This window comes from Modestobacter sp. SSW1-42 (assembly GCF_046635825.1).
In the GTDB taxonomy this organism is placed as follows: Bacteria; Actinomycetota; Actinomycetes; order Mycobacteriales; family Geodermatophilaceae; genus Modestobacter.
This window is the reverse complement of record NZ_JBISCA010000006.1, coordinates 17,955-33,823: the sequence shown is the minus strand read 5'-3', so window position 1 is coordinate 33,823 and position 15,869 is coordinate 17,955. Positions and strand designations below refer to the sequence as shown.

The following is a 15,869-nucleotide window of genomic DNA, read 5'->3' as shown; positions in this document are numbered from 1 at the left end:
CGGGATTGTCGACAAAGGGGCGGACCGGAACGGTCGCCGTCCTTTCTCGCCCCTCCTGTGCGACACGTCCCCACCACTGGGGCGTGCCATTCCCGTCCGGTACACGATGGTTCCGGAACGACGGGAGCAGCTCGCTGCCGAAGACGCGGCAGACCCATTCCCCCACCTGATCGACCCTTCCCCACCCCACTCCCTGGAGAGACCCATGTCCGGTAACCCGCTCGCTCGATCCGGCTCCCCGTGGGGCGACCGCAGTGTCCGGACCAAGGTGCTCGCCGCGGTCGGCGCGGCCGCCGTGGCGGGCACCTGCATCGGGGTCGTCGGCATCCAGTCGCTGAACGAGGGTGCGGCCAACAGCGAGGACCTCGTCGAGAACCACTTCGCGGCCGTCGCCGTCGTCGGGGACATGGTCGACGACCTGCAGCAGCTCCGGGTCGTGTCGCGCAACGCCGCCCTCGCCCAGACCCCGGCCGACACGCAGCAGGCGCTGGACCAGATCCCCGGGATCCTCACCTCCTACGAGGAGGACGAGAGCGTCTACACGGGCCTCGAGGTGGACGCCGACCGTCGGGCCCTCGCGGCGGAGGCCGGCGGCCTGGTCGACGACTGGCAGGACTTCTCGCAGACGACCCTCGCCCCGCTGGCGCTGGCCAACGACGTGCCCGGCTGGGTCACGGCCAACAACGGCAACCTGCTGCTGACCGACGCCACCGCGGTGCTCGGTGAGCTGCGCGCGGCCGAGAACCAGCTGGCCGCCGAGGCGGCTGCCGAGGCCGCCGGCGCCGCCTCCTCGGCGCGCACGCTCGTCCTCGCCGTCCTGCTCGTGGGCATGGCCCTGGCGCTGCTGCTCGGCTGGTTCGTCGCGAACGGGGTCGCCCGGGCCACCCAGCGGGTGCGCGACGTCGTCGAGGGCCTCGCCGCCGGCGACCTGACCCGCAGCAGCGGGCTCACCACCCGCGACGAGCTCGGCACGATGGGCCGCGCCCTGGACGACGCCGTCGGCAACCTGCGCCAGGTCATGAGCGCCGTCGCCGCCTCCTCCGACGCGGTCGCCGCCGCCTCCGAGGAGCTGTCCGCCTCCTCCGCGCAGATCTCGTCCTCGGCCGAGGAGACCGCCGCGCAGTCCAGCGTGGTGTCCGCCGCCGCCGAGGAGGTCTCCCGCAGCGTGGCGACCGTCGCCGCCGGCGCGGAGGAGATGGGCGCCTCGATCCGGGAGATCAGCCAGAACGCCAACGAGGCCGCCCGCGTGGCCGCGCAGGCCGTCGCCGAGGCCGAGACCACCAACGCCACGGTGGTCAAGCTGGGCGACTCCTCCCGGGAGATCGGCAACGTGGTCAAGGTGATCACCTCGATCGCCGAGCAGACGAACCTGCTGGCGCTCAACGCGACCATCGAGGCCGCGCGGGCCGGTGAGGCGGGCAAGGGCTTCGCCGTGGTCGCCAACGAGGTGAAGGAGCTGGCCCAGGAGACCGCGCGGGCCACCGAGGACATCGCCCGCCGGGTGGAGGCGATCCAGGGCGACACCAGCGGTGCCGTGGCGGCGATCGGCCGGATCTCGGAGATCATCGGCTCGATCAACGACTTCCAGCTGACCATCGCCAGCGCGGTGGAGGAGCAGACCGCGACGACGAACGAGATGTCGCGCTCGGTGCAGGAGGCCGCCGGCGGCTCCACCGAGATCGCCACCAACATCACCGGCGTCTCCACCGCGGCCGGCTCGACCACCCAGGCGCTGGGCCAGACCCGCCAGGCCGTCGACGAGCTGTCCCGGATGGCCAGCGACCTGCGGGGGAGCGTGGCCCGCTTCACGTACTGACCAGCCACCACGGCGGCCGTCGCACCTCCTCCCGGGGTGCGGCGGCCGCCGTCGTCGTGTCCGGGGCCCGGTGCGGTCACCGGCCCGTGTCGACTCGTCGTCAGAGGGCGGCGGTCACCGGTCTTCTTGCAGGTCGACGCCCCGACACGCCGGTCGGGAGCGGTCCGGCGGCGCCCGCGCTGCCCCACGATCCATCCCGTCACCGCCGGTCCCACCGGCACCACCTGCCCCAGGAGGCACCCCCGTGAGCGCACCGTCCCTCTTCGCCCGGTTCCGCGTCCGCGGCATCCTGGGCAAGATCCTCTCGGCGGTGGCCCTGGCGGTCCTGGTGGCCGTCGGTGTGGGTCTCGTGGGGCTGACCAGCCTGCGCGGGTCGGCCGACGCGACCGAGCGGATGTACCGCGACGAGCTGGTCGGCACCGTCGACGTGGAGGCGGTGCGCGCCGAGCTGTACGCCCTGCGGCTGTCCTCGGTGAACTACGCCGTGGCCACCGACTCCGCGGCCCGGCAGCGGTACATGGGCGACCGGCAGCAGGCGTTCAGCCTGCTGGCCCGGGCCGCCTCGCACTACCTCTCCACCCACCCGACCGCGCAGAGCCGTGAGCTGATCGACGGCGCGCTGGCCAGCCTCAACGAGTACAAGGCGGCGCTGCCGGCGCTGGACGCCCTCGCCGACAGCGGCGACCTCGCCGCCTGGGCGGCCGTGCGGGACGCCCAGGTCGCCCCGATCGCGGAGTCGATCGTCGCCGACCTCGACCAGCTGGCCGCGCTGCGCCAGGAGAACGCCGCAGCCAGCGCCGCCGAGGCCACGGCCTCCTACGAGCGCACCCGCTGGGTGCTGCTCGGCGCCGTGGCCGCCGGGGCCGCGATCGCCCTGGCCGTCGGCGTGCTCATCGCCCGGCGGATCACCGCCGGCCTGCAGCGGGTGCAGCACGCCGCGGAGGGCCTGGCCGTCGGCGACCTCACCCGCACCGCCGACGTCCGCTCGGGTGACGAGGTCGGCCGGACGGCGGCAGCGCTGGACGACGCGATGACCGGGCTGCGCTCGGTGATGACCTCGGTGGTGACCTCCGCCGACGCGGTCGCCGCCTCCGCCGAGGAGCTGTCGGCGTCCGCGGCGCAGATCTCGGGCTCGGCGCAGGAGACCTCCGCGCAGTCCGGCGTCGTGAGCGCGGCCGCCGACGAGGTGTCCCGCAACGTGGCCACCGTCGCCGCCGGCGCGGAGCAGATGGGCGCCTCCATCCGCGAGATCAGCCAGAACGCCAACGAGGCGGCCCGGGTCGCCGCCCAGGCGGTGGGGGAGGCCGAGACCACGACCGAGACCATCACCGCGCTCGGCGCCAGCTCCAAGGAGATCGGCGCGGTGGTCAAGACCATCACCTCGATCGCCGAGCAGACCAACCTGCTGGCGCTCAACGCCACCATCGAGGCCGCCCGGGCCGGGGAGGCGGGCAAGGGCTTCGCGGTCGTGGCCAACGAGGTCAAGGAGCTGGCCCAGGAGACGGCGAAGGCCACCGAGGACATCGCCCGCCGCGTGGAGGCCATCCAGGCCGACACCACCCGGGCCATCGCGGCGATCGGCGGCATCTCGGGCGTGATCGGGCAGATCAACGACTTCCAGCTGACCATCGCCAGCGCGGTCGAGGAGCAGACCGCGACCACCAGCGAGATGTCCCGGTCGGTGCAGGAGGCCGCCGACGGCTCCACCGAGATCGCCACCAACATCACCGGGGTGTCGGCCGCGGCGTCGGCGACCACCTCGGCGCTGGGCCAGACCCGGCTGGCGGTCGACGAGCTGTCCCGGATGGCCAGCGACCTGCGGGGCAGCGTCACCCGGTTCACCTTCTGACCGCGCCCCGGTGCGAGGTCGGGCGACGGCACGTCTGGGACAGTGGCCGCCCGTGACGTCTCCCGACCCGCTCCGGTCGCTGCTGCGCGACATCCACCTGCTGGCGCCCGACCAGCTCTCCGCCGCGGTCGCCGCGCACGGGCGGGCGCTGGGCGCCCGGGAGACGGTCGTCTACCTGGTGGACTACGAGCAGCTCCTGCTGCAGCCACTGCGCGGGGAGGGGGTCCCGGAGCGGCAGGAGCTCAGCGTCGAGGGGTCGCTGGGCGGCCGGGCGTTCCGCCGCGTCGAGGTGGTCCCGTCGCCCGGGCACTCCGCGGGGCACCGGCTGTGGGTCCCGCTGCTCGACGGCGTCGAGCGGCTCGGGGTGGTGGAGTTCGTCGTCGACCGGGTCACCCCGGAGGTGCAGGACGACCTGCTGTCCTACGTCGGTCTCATCGCCGAGCTGGTCGTGGTCAACGACGGCTACACCGACATCTTCGCCCAGCTCCGCCGGCGCCGGACGATGAGCCTGGCCGCCGAGATCCAGTGGGACCTGCTCCCCCCGCTGACCTTCGCCTCCGACCGCGTGGTGATCGCCGGGGCGCTCGAGCCGGCCTACGACATCGGCGGGGACACCTTCGACTACGCGGTCAACGGGCCCACGGCCGACCTGATGGTGCTCGACGCGGTGGGGCACGGGCTGCCCGCGGCGCTGCTGGCCATGGCGGCCGTCGGGGCCTACAGGCACGCCCGCCGGGAGAACCGGGACCTGCCCGACGTCGCGGCCGCAGTCAACGCGGTGATCGCCGAGCAGTTCACCGGCAGCCGCTTCGCGACCGCCGCGATCGCCCGCCTGCACCTGGACACCGGGCAGCTGCGCTGGGTCAACGCCGGGCACCCCGACCCGCTCGTCGTGCGCGACGGCGCCCTGGTCCACCCGGGCCCGTGCCGGCCGCACCCCCCACTGGGGCTGCAGAACCGCAAGCCCGACGTGTGCGAGTTCCAGCTCCGGGTCGGCGACCGGGTGGTGCTGTACACCGACGGCATCGTCGAGGCCCGTTCCCCCGAGGGCGAGTACTTCGGCGAGGAGCGGCTCGCCGACTTCGTCCGGCGGGCCGACGCGGACGGCGACACCGCCCCCGAGACGCTGCGGCGGCTGATGCGCCACGTGCTCGTCCACCAGGCCGACCACCTCCAGGACGACGCCAGCATCGTCCTGCTCGAGTGGCGGACCGGCGACGAGCGACAGCTCCAGCTGTAGCGGTCTCCTCCAGACCTTCGCGGTTTACGTTGTAAACCGCGAAGGTCTAGGCTCCCCGCCCGTGGACCTGGACGAGCTCGCGCGGCTGACCTCCGACCTCGGGGACGCCGTCGCCGCGCTCGGCGACGCCGCCCGCCGGGCCGGGCAGGACGTGCCCGGGGTGCCGCTGCAGCTGCGCCCCGGCCCGGACCCGCTGCGGGTCCGGGCAGAGCGGGTGCTGGCGCTGCAGGAGGAGCTCGCGGCCCTGCTGGGCCCGCGGGGGGACGCGCCGCTGCGGTCGGTCACCGTCGGGCTCGTCGTCCCGCCCGGCGCCTGGCAGGTGTCGGCGGGGGAGCGGGGGGTGGTCCGCGACCGGGCCCGCGTCGCCCTCGACCGGGCCGCCGCGCGGCTGGGCCTGGTCGTGGTCACCGAGCCCGAGGAGACGGTGACCGAGGACGAGCGGGGCGGCGTCGTGGTCACCCTGACCGCCGGCGGCCGCTCCTCCTGAGCCGCCCTCAGCCGTCGGCGGGGTCGGGCCCGGCCGTCGGCGGGACGACGCGGGGGCCGGCCTCGGCCGGGCGCGGACGGTCCTGCGGGTGCAGCCGGATGGCGACCAGGGCGACGTCGTCGTCGGGGGTGGTGTGCACCAGCTGGTCGATCAGCTGGTCGCACAGCTCCTGCAGCGGCCGGCCGGCGAGCCGGGCGGCGGCGGCCCGGAGCAGGTCCATGCCGTCGTCGAGCACCGAGTCGCGGCGCTCGATGAGCCCGTCGGTGTACAGCAGCACCGTCGTCCCCCGGTCCAGGCTGATCACCGACTCGCTGCGCTGCGCGGTGGGGTCGACGCCGAGCATGAGGTCGCCGCGCCAGGTGGCGAGCTCGGCGACCGTGCCGTCGGGGTGGACGACCAGCGGCGGCGGGTGTCCGGCGTTGGCCCACCGCATCCGGGTGACGCCGCGCGCCAGGTCGTCCACGCCCTGCTCGAACCGGGCCAGCGCCACGGTCGCGTAGGTGTGCAGCTGCAACTGCGTCATCGCGGCGTCCAGCTGGCCCAGGAGCTGCGCCGGGCCGGCGTCGCCGGTGACGGCGATCCCGCGCAGCATGCTGCGCAGCTGGCCCATCGACGCCGCGGCCGCCGTGTCGTGCCCGACCACGTCGCCGATCACCAGCGTGGTCGCGCCGTCGGGCTGGACGAACGCGTCGTACCAGTCGCCGCCGACCCGGGCGGCCTGCGCGGCCGGCAGGTAGCGCACCACGATCTCGGCGTGGTCGGGCTCCGGCGGGGCGGTGAGCATGCTGCGCTGCAGCTCCTGGGCCAGCTGCCGCTGCTGCTCGTACAGCCGGGCGTTGTCCAGCGCGAGCCCGGCCCGGTCGGCGACCTCGGTGGCGGTGGCCAGGTCGGCCGGGTCGACCGCCCGGTGCCGGTCGTGGCCGAGCACGAGCGCGCCCAGCACCCGGTCGGGGCCCCGCACCGGCAGCACGGTGAGGTGCTCGGGCGCCAGCAACCGCAGCACCTCGCGGGCCCGGCCGGTGGCCACGCTGCCCAGCGCCGGGCCGGCCAGCTCACCGCCGGCGAGGGAGACCGGCAGGCCGGTCGCGACGGCGCGCAGCAGCGGGGCGGTGGCGGGGGAGGACTCGAGCGCGGCCGCCGCGTACCGCCGCACCAGTGAGGTGGAGGCGGGGTCGGCGTGCGCCCCGCCGGCGTCGGTGAGGCTGCCGTCCTCGCCGAGCAGGGCGACCGTGGCCCAGCTGGCCAGCGCCGGCACCAGCAGCCGGGCGATCCGGCCCACGGCCGCCGGGGCGTCCAGGGTGCCCACCAGCTCGTCGCTGACCCGGGCCAGCAGGGCCAGCCGCTCCACCGCGGCGCGGCGGGCGGTGACCTCGGAGAAGTAGAGCCACAGCCCCTGGGTGGTCGGGACGGCCTGCACCTCGTACCACTGGTTCAGCGGCTCCGGGTAGAACGCCTCCACCGTCTGCGGCCGGCGGGAGGACACGGCGCGGCGGTAGGCCCGGCCGAAGTCGTTGTCGACGTTGGCCGGGTAGGCCTCCCAGTACGACCGGCCGACCAGCTCCTCCCGGGAGACGCCGAGCATCGACCCGGCGGCGGCGTTGACGAACCGGACGGTCCACTCGGTGTCCAGCTCGACGAGCCCGATGGGCATCGTCTCCAGCGTCTGGGCGTCGGCGTCCGCGCCCTCGTCGTCCGTCCGCCACCAGCGGGCCATCGCACCTCATCAGCGTGTTCGATCGTTCGATGACTTGACGACTTCATCAAGTGATCGGAACGCTACCGGGCCGCCCTATGCTCGGCTCATGCCGTTCACCCCGGGCCGGCCACTCGCCGAGGCCAAGGCCGACCTGTTCAAGGCCCTGGCCCACCCGGCGCGCATCCGGGTGCTGGAGCTGCTGGCCGAGTCCGACCGCACGGTGGGCGAGCTGGCCGCGGCCACCGGGCTGGAGCTGTCGCACCTGTCGCAGCAGGTGGGCGTGCTGCGCCGGGCCGGGGTCGTCGACAGCCGCCGGTCGGGCAGCAACGTCATCTGCACGCTCTGCGACCCGCAGACCGCCGAGCTGCTCGCGGTCGCCCGGCGGATGCTCACCGCCCACCTGCGCCAGGGGCAGGCGCTGCTGGAGGCCCTCGACGGCGCGGATGACGCCGTCGCGCTGGCGGACGCCGCCCGCGGTGCCCGCACCGCCTGAGGGCACCGACCGGGTGACAGTGGTTGGAACACGCTGTCACCGGGCACTGCCCGTCGGTCAGGAACGCGCGGCGCTCCCCGTTCGCTGTCCCGCGAGCGGGTGATCGAGGCGTGGCGGTGGGTGGCGGCGGGGCCGCACGCTCGTCGCACCACTTCCCTGGAGGCGACGTGCCCTACTCCCTGGTCAGCGCAGCGACGCTCGGCTTCGACCTGGTCCGACTGCCCGGCGGCGCGCAGGTGGCCGACGTCCTGCTGACCGGCCTCGGCGCCGACGCCGGCACCCTGCACCGGCTGGCCGGCGCCCACCCGGCGGCCGGCCGCCCCGACGCCGAGCGCGCCGCGCTGGCCGTCCGGGCCCGCCGCGCGCACGAGCTCGCCGCCGCCGGCGTCCCCCAGCTGCGGGACATGGCCGAGCCCACCGGGGACCTCGACGACCGCTCCGCGAAGCTGGTCACGCTCCTGGAGCGCAGCACGATCGGCAACACCCCGGCCCTCGAGCGCCTCGTCCGGGACGACGTCCTGGGCCCGGAGCACTCCGTCGTCGCCGACTGCGACCCCGCGGTCGCGGCGCTGGCCGCCGACGTCCTGGCCGACGCCGCCACCGGCTGGTGGGCCTCGGAGGCGCTCGACGCCCCGACCCGCCGGGAGCTGACCGGCCCCTACGCCACCGGCACCGCCTGGGAGCCCGGCCCGCGGCCGGATCTCGGGCCGATGGCCGGGGGCCTCGCGGAGCTGCTGGACGCGGTGCGCGGCGCCGGCGAGGGGGACCGCCGCCGCTGGCGGGCCGCCGTCGACGCCGGCCGGGCGCAGCGGCGCCCCTGGGCCGCGGCGATGCACGGTGCCGCCTGGGCCGCGCACGTCTCCGGGCGCACCCGCACCCTGGCCGCCGCCCAGCTGATGACGGTCGCGGCCTTCGTCGAGGGCGGGTTCTCCGCGCGCGACGGCGCGGAGGGCGTCTGGAACGCCCTGGCCGGCTGCGTGCAGGGGCTGGCCATGGCCGACCTGCTCGACGAGGAGTCGCTCACCGTGCTCGGCGCGCCGTGGACGTCGGTCACCGGGCGCGCGCTGCCGCAGGGCAGCTGACCCCTCGGGGGGTTGCGTCCCCCCGGATCTGCAGCACACGCAGGAATCCGCTCAAGCCCCGGCACCCCGTGCCGATACAGGGAGGGAGCGGCCCACCGGCCGGTACCTACGGCTGCGGGGGAACGCGTGGAACAGATCAAGGTGATGGTCGTCGACGACTCCGTCGTCGTCCGCAAGATCGTGACCGACGTGCTCTCCGCGGACCCGATGATCAACGTCGTCGGGACCGCGCCCAACGGCCGGCTGGCCGTGGCCAAGCTCGAGCAGCTCAAGCCCGACCTGGTCACGATGGACATCGAGATGCCGGACATGAACGGCATCGAGGCCGTCCGGGCCATCCGGGCCACCCGCAACCGGGTGCCGATCATCATGTTCAGCACGCTCACCGAGCGCGGCGCCTCCGCCACGCTGGACGCGCTGAGCGCCGGCGCGAACGACTACGTCACCAAGCCGGCCAACGTCGGCAGCGTCGCGCAGTCGATGGAGAGCGTGCGCGAGCAGCTGGTCCCCAAGATCAAGGCGCTCACCGGCCGCCCGCTGTCCGCGGCCGCTGCCGCGCCGGCGGCCGCCGCGCCGGTCGCGGTGCGCCCGCCGGTGGCCCGCACCCGCGCCCCCAAGGCCCCCGCCGTCCTGGTCATCGGCTCCTCCACCGGCGGGCCCGAGGCGCTGACCAAGGTGCTGCCGCTGCTGCCGGCCACCCTGCCGGTGCCGGTCCTGCTGGTGCAGCACATGCCCCCGGTCTTCACCCGCCAGTTCGCCCAGCGGCTGGACCGGCTGTGCGCGCTCGACGTGGTCGAGGCCGTCGACGGCACGCTGCTGGCGCCGGGCACCGTGCACATCGCCCCCGGTGACTTCCACCTGACCGTGGGCACCAGCGGCGCCAGCAAGCGCACTGCGCTCAACCAGGCGCCGCCGGAGAACTTCTGCCGCCCGGCCGTCGACGTGCTGTTCCGCTCCGCCGTCGCCGCCTACGACGGCGCCGTGCTGGGCGTCGTGCTCACCGGCATGGGCTCCGACGGCCGCATCGGCGCCGGCCTCATCCGGGACGCCGGCGGCAGCGTCGTCGCCCAGGACCAGGCCACCTCCGTCGTCTGGGGCATGCCCGGCGCCGTCACCCAGGCCGGGTTCGCCGACGAGGTCCTGCCGCTCGGCCGGGTCGCCGAGGCGATCACCCGGCTCCTGCCCACCCCGCGACCCGGCGCCTCGTTCGCCGCCGGCCGCGCCGCCGTTCCGATGGGAGGCATCCGATGACCCTGACCGCCACGAGCTTCGACTGGGTGCGCCAACTGGTGCACCGCGAGAGTGCGATCGTCCTGCAGCCCGGCAAGGAGTACCTGGTCGAGGCCCGGCTGCTCCCGATGGCCCAGCAGCGCGGCCTGTCCGGCGTCAGCGAGCTGGTCGAGTCCGTCCGCAAGACCCCCGACCCGGCGGTCACCCGCCGGATCGTGGAGGCGCTGACCACGAACGAGACGTCGTGGTTCCGGGACGGCGACCCGTTCACCTCCTTCACCAGCACGGTGCTCCCGCAGCTGCTGGCCGCCCGCCGTCCCGACGAGCGGCTGCAGATCTGGTCGGCGGCCTGCTCCAGCGGGCAGGAGGCGTACACGCTGGCGATGCTGCTGTCCGACGCGCTGCCCAACGCCGCGACGCGGGTGTCGATCACCGCCACCGACCTCTCCCGGCAGATGGTCGAGCGCACCCGCGCCGGCCGGTTCAGCCAGCTGGAGGTCAACCGCGGCCTGCCCGCCTCGATGCTGGTGCGGCACTTCGCCCGCGCCGGCAACGAGTGGGAGATCGCCCCGGCGCTGCGCCGGATGGTGACCGCCAGCGAGTGCAACCTCGCGGCACCCCTGCCGCGGATGGGCCCGTTCGACGTGGTCTACCTGCGCAACGTCCTCATCTACTTCGACCTGGCCACCAAGCAGGGGATCTTGAACCGCGTGCGGCAGATCATGCGCCCCGACGGGTGGCTGTTCCTCGGCGCCGCCGAGACGACCCTCGGGGTCGACGACAACTGGGAGCGGGTCGTCCTCGGCCGCGGCTCCGCCTACCGACCCCGGAAGGGAGCCTGACCATGCGTGCTCTGGTGATCGACGACTCTCGCGCCATGCGGCGCATCGTCGGCACGATCCTCAAGGACTTCGGCTACGAGGTCCGCGAGGCCGGCGACGGCCGCCAGGCCCTCGACGTGCTGGAGGAGGGGTTCACCCCCGACCTCTGCTGCATCGACTGGAACATGCCGGTGATGGACGGCCTGCAGTTCGTCATGTCCGTCCGCGCGAACCCGGCGTACCGGCAGGTGACGCTGATGATGGTCACCACCGAGAGCGAGACCGGCCAGATCGTCAAGGCGCTGGCCGCCGGTGCCCACGAGTACCTGATCAAGCCCTTCACCGCCGACGCGATGCGGGACAAGCTCGCGCTGCTCGGCCTGCTCCCCGAGGAGGTGTCCGCGTGACACTGCAGGAAGCCCAGCTGATCTCCGAGCTGCTGGACGTCGCGACGGTGCAGAGCATCGCCGACGAGGTCTGGCCCTCGCTGGTCGGCGACGGCGAGGCCTTCGTGCCGGTGCCCGTCGCCCCGCCGGCCGAGGTCGTCAGCGCCTGGGTGACGATCTCCGGCCCGTGGGACGGCGCCGTCGTCGTCACCTGCGCCCCGGCCACCGCGGCCGCGCTCACCGAGTGCGTCCTGATGACCCGCCCGCCCACGGTCGTGGACGACGAGGACGTCGCCGACGCGCTGGGGGAGCTGGCCAACGTGCTCGGCGGCAACATCAAGTCCGTGCTGCCCGGGCCCTCGGCCCTCGGGCTGCCCCAGATCGGGTCCGCGCCCTCGACCGGGCGGCTCGACGACGTCGTCCGCGTCACCGGTCAGTGGCGCGGTCAGTCCCTGACCATCACCGTGCAGGGCGCCACCGGGGCGCCGCACACCGAGCGGAACGAGGTGCCGCAGCAGTGAAGATCCTGGTGACCGACGACAGCCGAGTCATGCGGCAGATCGTCATCCGCACCCTGCGTCAGGCCGGGTACGACGACCACGACATCATCCAGGCCGAGAACGGCCGCGAGGCCTTCGAGATGGTCGGCTCCGAGCAGCCGGACCTGGTCCTGTCCGACTGGAACATGCCGGAGATGACCGGCATCGAGTGCCTCGAGGCGCTGCGGGCGTCGGGCTCGCAGGTGCCCTTCGGCTTCGTGACCTCGGAGGGCTCGCCGGAGATGCGGGACAAGGCGGCCAACGCCGGCGCCCTGTTCCTCATCGCCAAGCCCTTCACCGAGGACACCTTCCGCGACGCGCTGGACGGGGTCATCGCGTGAGCGCCCCCACCGCCCCCGCGCTGCTGCCCAACCCCAAGGACGTCCGGGACCTGGTCGAGGGCCTGATCGGCAAGGACGTCACGGTCGGCAACGGCGACCCGATCTCGCTCAACGACAAGCCGGCCGTGGCCGTCTACGTCGACCCGACCATGGCCACCACCGCGCTGGTCCTGGTGGACGTCCCCCTGGCCGCCTGGTGCGCCGGCGCCTTCGCGCTGCTCCCCAAGGGCGGGCTCGAGGACGCCATCGACGAGGGCGAGCTCTCGGACATGCACCTGGAGGTGCTGTACGAGGTGGTCAACGTGATGGCGGCGCTGTTCAACGGCGGCGGCATCACCCACTCGAAGCTCTACAAGCTCTACGCGCCCGGCGAGGCGCTCCCCGGTGACATCGCCGGGCTGGCCGCCGCGTTCAACCGCATCGACCTCACCGTCGACGTGGCCGGGTACGGCAAGGGCTCGCTGTCGATCGTGCTCGCGCACTGACCCCAGCGGCACCGCACCACCGCACGACCCCGGGACCCGGGGAGCAGGGCAGCCGCCCCGCTCCCCGGGTCCTCGTCGTCCCCGGCCTCGTGTCCGCCGTCACACCCCGGCCGAGCCGGGCCGCCCGGTCCGCGCGATGATCTCCCGGCACATCCACGACCTGCGCAGGGAGATCCGACCATGGCCACACGCAGCACGTCCGGGGACGGCGGCGCTGACACCGGCACGCCCAGCCGCCGGCGCGACCGCACCCATTGGCTCTACCTGTCGGTGATCGCCGCGGTCGCCCTGGGCATCGTCGTCGGACTGGTGTTCCCCGACTTCGCCGTCGGCCTCAAGTGGCTGGGCGACGCCTTCGTCAACCTGATCAAGATGCTGATCGCCCCGGTCATCTTCTGCACCATCGTGCTGGGCATCGGCTCGATCCGGAAGGCCGCCCAGGTGGGCAAGGTCGGCGGCCTGGCGCTGGGCTACTTCATCCTGATGTCCACCTTCGCCCTGACCATCGGGCTGGTCGTGGGCAACCTGCTGCACCCCGGCGACGGCCTCCAGCTCTCCGAGGAGCTGCGGGCACGCGGTCAGACGCTGGCCGAGACCGCCGAGGGCGAGGGCGGCACCACCGACTTCATCCTGGGGCTGATCCCCGAGACGCTGGTCTCGGCGCTGACCGACGGCTCGGTGCTGCAGGCGCTGCTGGTGGCCCTGCTGGTCGGGTTCGCCATCCAGTCGATGGGCACGGCGGGCGAGCCGCTGCTGCGCGGGATCGGCCACTTCCAGCGGCTGGTCTTCAAGGTGCTGTCGATGATCATGTGGGTGGCGCCGCTCGGTGCCTTCGGCGCCATCGCCGCCGTCGTGGGCGCCACCGGCGTCGACGCGCTGAAGAGCCTCGCGGTGCTCATGCTCGGCTTCTACGCGACCTGCCTGATCTTCGTCTTCGGCATCCTCGGCGCGGTGCTGTGGGTCTTCGCCCGGGTCAACGTCTGGAAGCTGCTCAAGTACCTGGGCCGGGAGTTCCTGCTCATCGTCTCCACCTCCTCGTCGGAGACCGCCCTGCCCCGGCTCATCGCCAAGATGGAGCACGTCGGGGTCTCCAAGCCCGTGGCCGGCATCGTGGTGCCGACCGGCTACTCGTTCAACCTCGACGGCACGGCCATCTACCTGACGATGGCCTCGCTGTTCATCGCCGAGGCGCTGGGCGACCCGCTGTCGATCGGTGAGCAGATCGGCCTGCTGGTGTTCATGATCATCGCCTCGAAGGGCGCCGCCGGCGTGACCGGCGCGGGCCTGGCGACGCTGGCCGGTGGCCTGTCCTCGCACCGGCCGGAGCTGCTCGACGGCGTCGGCCTGATCGTGGGCATCGACCGGTTCATGTCCGAGGCGCGCGCGGTCACCAACTTCTCCGGCAACGCGATCGCCACGGTGCTGGTCGCCCACTGGACCAGGGAGCTCGACCGGGAGCAGATGGACGCCGTCCTGGCCGGTGACCGCCCCTTCGACGAGGCGACGATGGTCGACTCCGGGCACGGCGACGACCGCGGCCTGGCCGCCGCCAGCGGGGCCAAGGACACCGGGGAGACGCCCTCCCCCCGCTGACCGGGGCCGCCGCCGTGCGGTCACCCGGCCGGGTGGTCCGCGGCGGCGTCCCGGGGCGGCATCGCCGTCCGGGGGCGGGTGATGGTGCAGAGTGTCCTGATGACCGCCACCGGCGCCCCGGCGCCCACCGACCTGCTCGTGCGGGCGGTGCAGGGGATGGCGCGCCCGCTCTTCGTGCTCGACGACGCCTGGCGGTTCAGCTACATCAACCCCTCCGGGGCCGCGCTGCTGGGCCGCACCGTCGACGACCTGGTCGGCCGGGTCGTGTGGGACGAGTTCCCCGAGGCCCGCGGCAGCGAGTTCGAGCGCAGCTACCGGCACGTCGCCGAGACCGGGGAGCCGGCGAGCTTCGAGGCCTGGTTCGCCCCGCTGGACGTGGTGTTCCAGGTCGACGCCTTCCGCACCGACGGTGGCCTGGTCGTCACCTACGACGACGTCACCGCCCGCCGGCGCACCGAGCAGGCCCGCGAGGAGGCCGCCGCCGCCCGCGAGGAGGAGGCCGCCCGCGCCGCGGAGGCCGCCGCCGAGGCCGCGCTGGCCGGCCGGCACCTCCTGCTGCTCGGTGACGTCAGCCAGGCGATGACCTCCACCCTCGACGTCGAGGAGGCGGTGCACCGCTTCGCCGACCGGGTCGTGCCCACCCTGGCCGACTGGTGCCTGGTCTCCGTGGTCGAGGACGGCGTCCGCCGCGACGTCGGCCGGGCGCACCGCGACCCCGCGCAGCAGCCCGCCGTCGACCGGTACGCCGACCTGCGGGTGCGCACCAACCGGCCCAACGCGCCGGTGCCCACCTCGCTGCGCAACGGCGAGCCCGTGGTGATCCAGCAGCTCACCGACGAGGCGATGCGGTCGATGGTCGCCGACGCCCGGGCGCTGGCGGCGGTGCGCGAGCTGCGGCCCAGCGCGGTGGCGGTCTACCCGCTCATCGCCCGGGGGGAGCTGTTCGGCGCGCTCACCCTGGTCAACGGCCCCGAACGAGGCCCGTTCACCGACCTCGAGCTGAGCACCGCCGCTGTGGCCTCCGTCCGGGCGGCGCTCGCGCTGGACAACGCGCGGCTGGCCGGAGCGCAGGTGCGGGTCGCCGAGCGGCTGCAGCGCAGCCTGCTGTCGGACCCCGTGCAGCCCGACCACCTGGAGATCGCCGTCCGCTACCGGCCGGCGACGAAGGGGGTCGCCATCGGCGGCGACTGGTACGACTCCTTCCAGCAGCCCGACGGCGACACCGTGCTGGTCATCGGCGACGTGGTCGGCCACGACCTGGAGGCCGCCGCCACCATGGGGCAGCTGAAGACGACGGTCCGGGCGATCGCCTACGACCGGCAGGAGCGCCCCGCGCAGGTCCTGGGCCGCGCCGACCGCGCCGTCGCGGGGCTCGGCGTCGCGCCGCTGGCCACCGCGCTGGTCGGCCGGATCGAGCAGGACGACGCCGACCGCGCGGCCGGGCGCCGCCGGCTGCACTGGGCCACGGCCGGCCACCCGGCGCCGGTGCTCGTGCAGCCCGACGGCACGGTGGTCGACCTGGACGCGCCGGTCGGGCCCCCGCTGGGCACCGACTGGCCGGGGGAGCGCGCCGACGGCGCGGTCGACCTGCTGCCGGGGTCGACCCTGCTGCTGTTCACCGACGGGCTGTTCGAGCGCCGCCACGCCGACCTGGACGCCGGCCGGGCCCGGCTGCGCGACGCGGTCGCCGCGCGGGCCGGCGAGCCGCTGCCGGACCTGTGTGACGGCCTGCTGGCCGAGCTGCTCGCCGACGGCGCCGAGGACGACGTCGCCCTGCTCGCCGTCCGGGCGCACCCCAAGAGGCGCTGACC

15 protein-coding genes are annotated in these 15,869 nt (G+C 74.5%); 14 read left to right on the top strand and 1 reads right to left on the bottom strand.

From position 1 onward, the window contains the following. Window positions 1-205: 205 nt before the first annotated feature. The 4 genes from ACGBYP_RS19425 (at window position 206) to ACGBYP_RS19410 (ending at window position 5,392) form a co-directional block, all read left to right on the top strand. A complete protein-coding gene (locus tag ACGBYP_RS19425; protein ID WP_411586804.1) occupies window positions 206-1,816 on the top strand; it encodes a methyl-accepting chemotaxis protein in 1,611 nt (536 codons plus the stop codon). A 244-nt stretch (window positions 1,817-2,060) separates the two neighbouring features. Further along, window positions 2,061-3,665 (top strand): methyl-accepting chemotaxis protein, encoded by a 1,605-nt coding sequence (locus tag ACGBYP_RS19420; RefSeq protein ID WP_411586801.1) that lies wholly within the window; start codon window positions 2,061-2,063, stop codon window positions 3,663-3,665. A gap of 52 nt (window positions 3,666-3,717) precedes the next feature. Beyond that, the gene (locus tag ACGBYP_RS19415; RefSeq protein ID WP_411586800.1) at window positions 3,718-4,905 is read left to right on the top strand and encodes a PP2C family protein-serine/threonine phosphatase; all 1,188 of its coding nucleotides are present in this window, start codon (window positions 3,718-3,720) and stop codon (window positions 4,903-4,905) included. 61 nt (window positions 4,906-4,966) lie between these two features. After that, window positions 4,967-5,392: a hypothetical protein gene (locus tag ACGBYP_RS19410; RefSeq protein ID WP_411586798.1), complete on the top strand. Its 426-nt coding sequence runs from the start codon at window positions 4,967-4,969 to the stop codon at window positions 5,390-5,392. A 7-nt stretch (window positions 5,393-5,399) separates the two neighbouring features. Here the strand turns inward: ACGBYP_RS19410 and ACGBYP_RS19405 are convergent, their stop codons facing one another. After that, a complete protein-coding gene (locus ACGBYP_RS19405; RefSeq protein ID WP_411586796.1) occupies window positions 5,400-7,106 on the bottom strand; it encodes a SpoIIE family protein phosphatase in 1,707 nt (568 codons plus the stop codon). 88 nt (window positions 7,107-7,194) lie between these two features. On the opposite strand from ACGBYP_RS19405, the gene ACGBYP_RS19400 reads away from it, so the two are divergent. The 10 genes from ACGBYP_RS19400 to ACGBYP_RS19355 all read left to right on the top strand — a co-directional run bounded on the left by ACGBYP_RS19400 (window position 7,195) and on the right by ACGBYP_RS19355 (window position 15,867). Beyond that, window positions 7,195-7,581: an ArsR/SmtB family transcription factor gene (locus ACGBYP_RS19400; RefSeq protein ID WP_411586794.1), complete on the top strand. Its 387-nt coding sequence runs from the start codon at window positions 7,195-7,197 to the stop codon at window positions 7,579-7,581. A gap of 167 nt (window positions 7,582-7,748) precedes the next feature. Then, window positions 7,749-8,663, top strand: coding sequence for a hypothetical protein (locus tag ACGBYP_RS19395; protein ID WP_411586792.1), 915 nt, complete (start codon window positions 7,749-7,751; stop codon window positions 8,661-8,663). Between the two features lie 126 nt (window positions 8,664-8,789). Beyond that, window positions 8,790-9,914 (top strand): protein-glutamate methylesterase/protein-glutamine glutaminase, encoded by a 1,125-nt coding sequence (locus ACGBYP_RS19390; protein WP_411586790.1) that lies wholly within the window; start codon window positions 8,790-8,792, stop codon window positions 9,912-9,914. Next, entirely contained in the window at window positions 9,911-10,735 is an 825-nt protein-coding gene (locus ACGBYP_RS19385; protein WP_411586788.1) for a CheR family methyltransferase, read from the top strand. Before ACGBYP_RS19390 ends, ACGBYP_RS19385 begins: the two co-directional genes overlap by 4 nt. Window positions 10,736-10,737: 2 nt before the next feature. Next, window positions 10,738-11,121, top strand: a complete 384-nt coding sequence (locus ACGBYP_RS19380) for a response regulator (RefSeq protein ID WP_411586786.1) — start codon at window positions 10,738-10,740, stop codon at window positions 11,119-11,121. Further along, window positions 11,118-11,621 carry a chemotaxis protein CheX gene (locus tag ACGBYP_RS19375; RefSeq protein WP_411586784.1) on the top strand — a complete coding sequence of 168 codons (504 nt, stop codon included), beginning with the start codon at window positions 11,118-11,120 and terminating at the stop codon, window positions 11,619-11,621. Before ACGBYP_RS19380 ends, ACGBYP_RS19375 begins: the two co-directional genes overlap by 4 nt. Continuing rightward, complete coding sequence (locus ACGBYP_RS19370; RefSeq protein ID WP_411586782.1) at window positions 11,618-11,980, top strand: response regulator; 363 nt, start codon at window positions 11,618-11,620, stop codon at window positions 11,978-11,980. The genes ACGBYP_RS19375 and ACGBYP_RS19370 overlap by 4 nt, the downstream gene beginning before the upstream one ends. Next, complete coding sequence (locus ACGBYP_RS19365; protein ID WP_411586781.1) at window positions 11,977-12,465, top strand: hypothetical protein; 489 nt, start codon at window positions 11,977-11,979, stop codon at window positions 12,463-12,465. Before ACGBYP_RS19370 ends, ACGBYP_RS19365 begins: the two co-directional genes overlap by 4 nt. A gap of 180 nt (window positions 12,466-12,645) precedes the next feature. Further along, entirely contained in the window at window positions 12,646-14,058 is a 1,413-nt protein-coding gene (locus tag ACGBYP_RS19360) for a cation:dicarboxylate symporter family transporter (protein WP_411586780.1), read from the top strand. Window positions 14,059-14,157: 99 nt separating this feature from the next. Next, the gene (locus ACGBYP_RS19355) at window positions 14,158-15,867 is read left to right on the top strand and encodes a SpoIIE family protein phosphatase (protein ID WP_411586778.1); all 1,710 of its coding nucleotides are present in this window, start codon (window positions 14,158-14,160) and stop codon (window positions 15,865-15,867) included. Window positions 15,868-15,869 lie beyond the last annotated feature (2 nt).

Coding starts and splice junctions, on each gene's coding strand:
- ACGBYP_RS19380 (WP_411586786.1), top strand. CDS start 10,738: ATGCGTGCTCTGGTGATCGACGACTCTCGCGCCATGCGGCGCATCGTC.
- ACGBYP_RS19355 (WP_411586778.1), top strand. CDS start 14,158: ATGACCGCCACCGGCGCCCCGGCGCCCACCGACCTGCTCGTGCGGGCG.
- ACGBYP_RS19425 (WP_411586804.1), top strand. CDS start 206: ATGTCCGGTAACCCGCTCGCTCGATCCGGCTCCCCGTGGGGCGACCGC.
- ACGBYP_RS19385 (WP_411586788.1), top strand. CDS start 9,911: ATGACCCTGACCGCCACGAGCTTCGACTGGGTGCGCCAACTGGTGCAC.
- ACGBYP_RS19360 (WP_411586780.1), top strand. CDS start 12,646: ATGGCCACACGCAGCACGTCCGGGGACGGCGGCGCTGACACCGGCACG.
- ACGBYP_RS19405 (WP_411586796.1), bottom strand. CDS start 7,106: ATGGCCCGCTGGTGGCGGACGGACGACGAGGGCGCGGACGCCGACGCC.
- ACGBYP_RS19400 (WP_411586794.1), top strand. CDS start 7,195: ATGCCGTTCACCCCGGGCCGGCCACTCGCCGAGGCCAAGGCCGACCTG.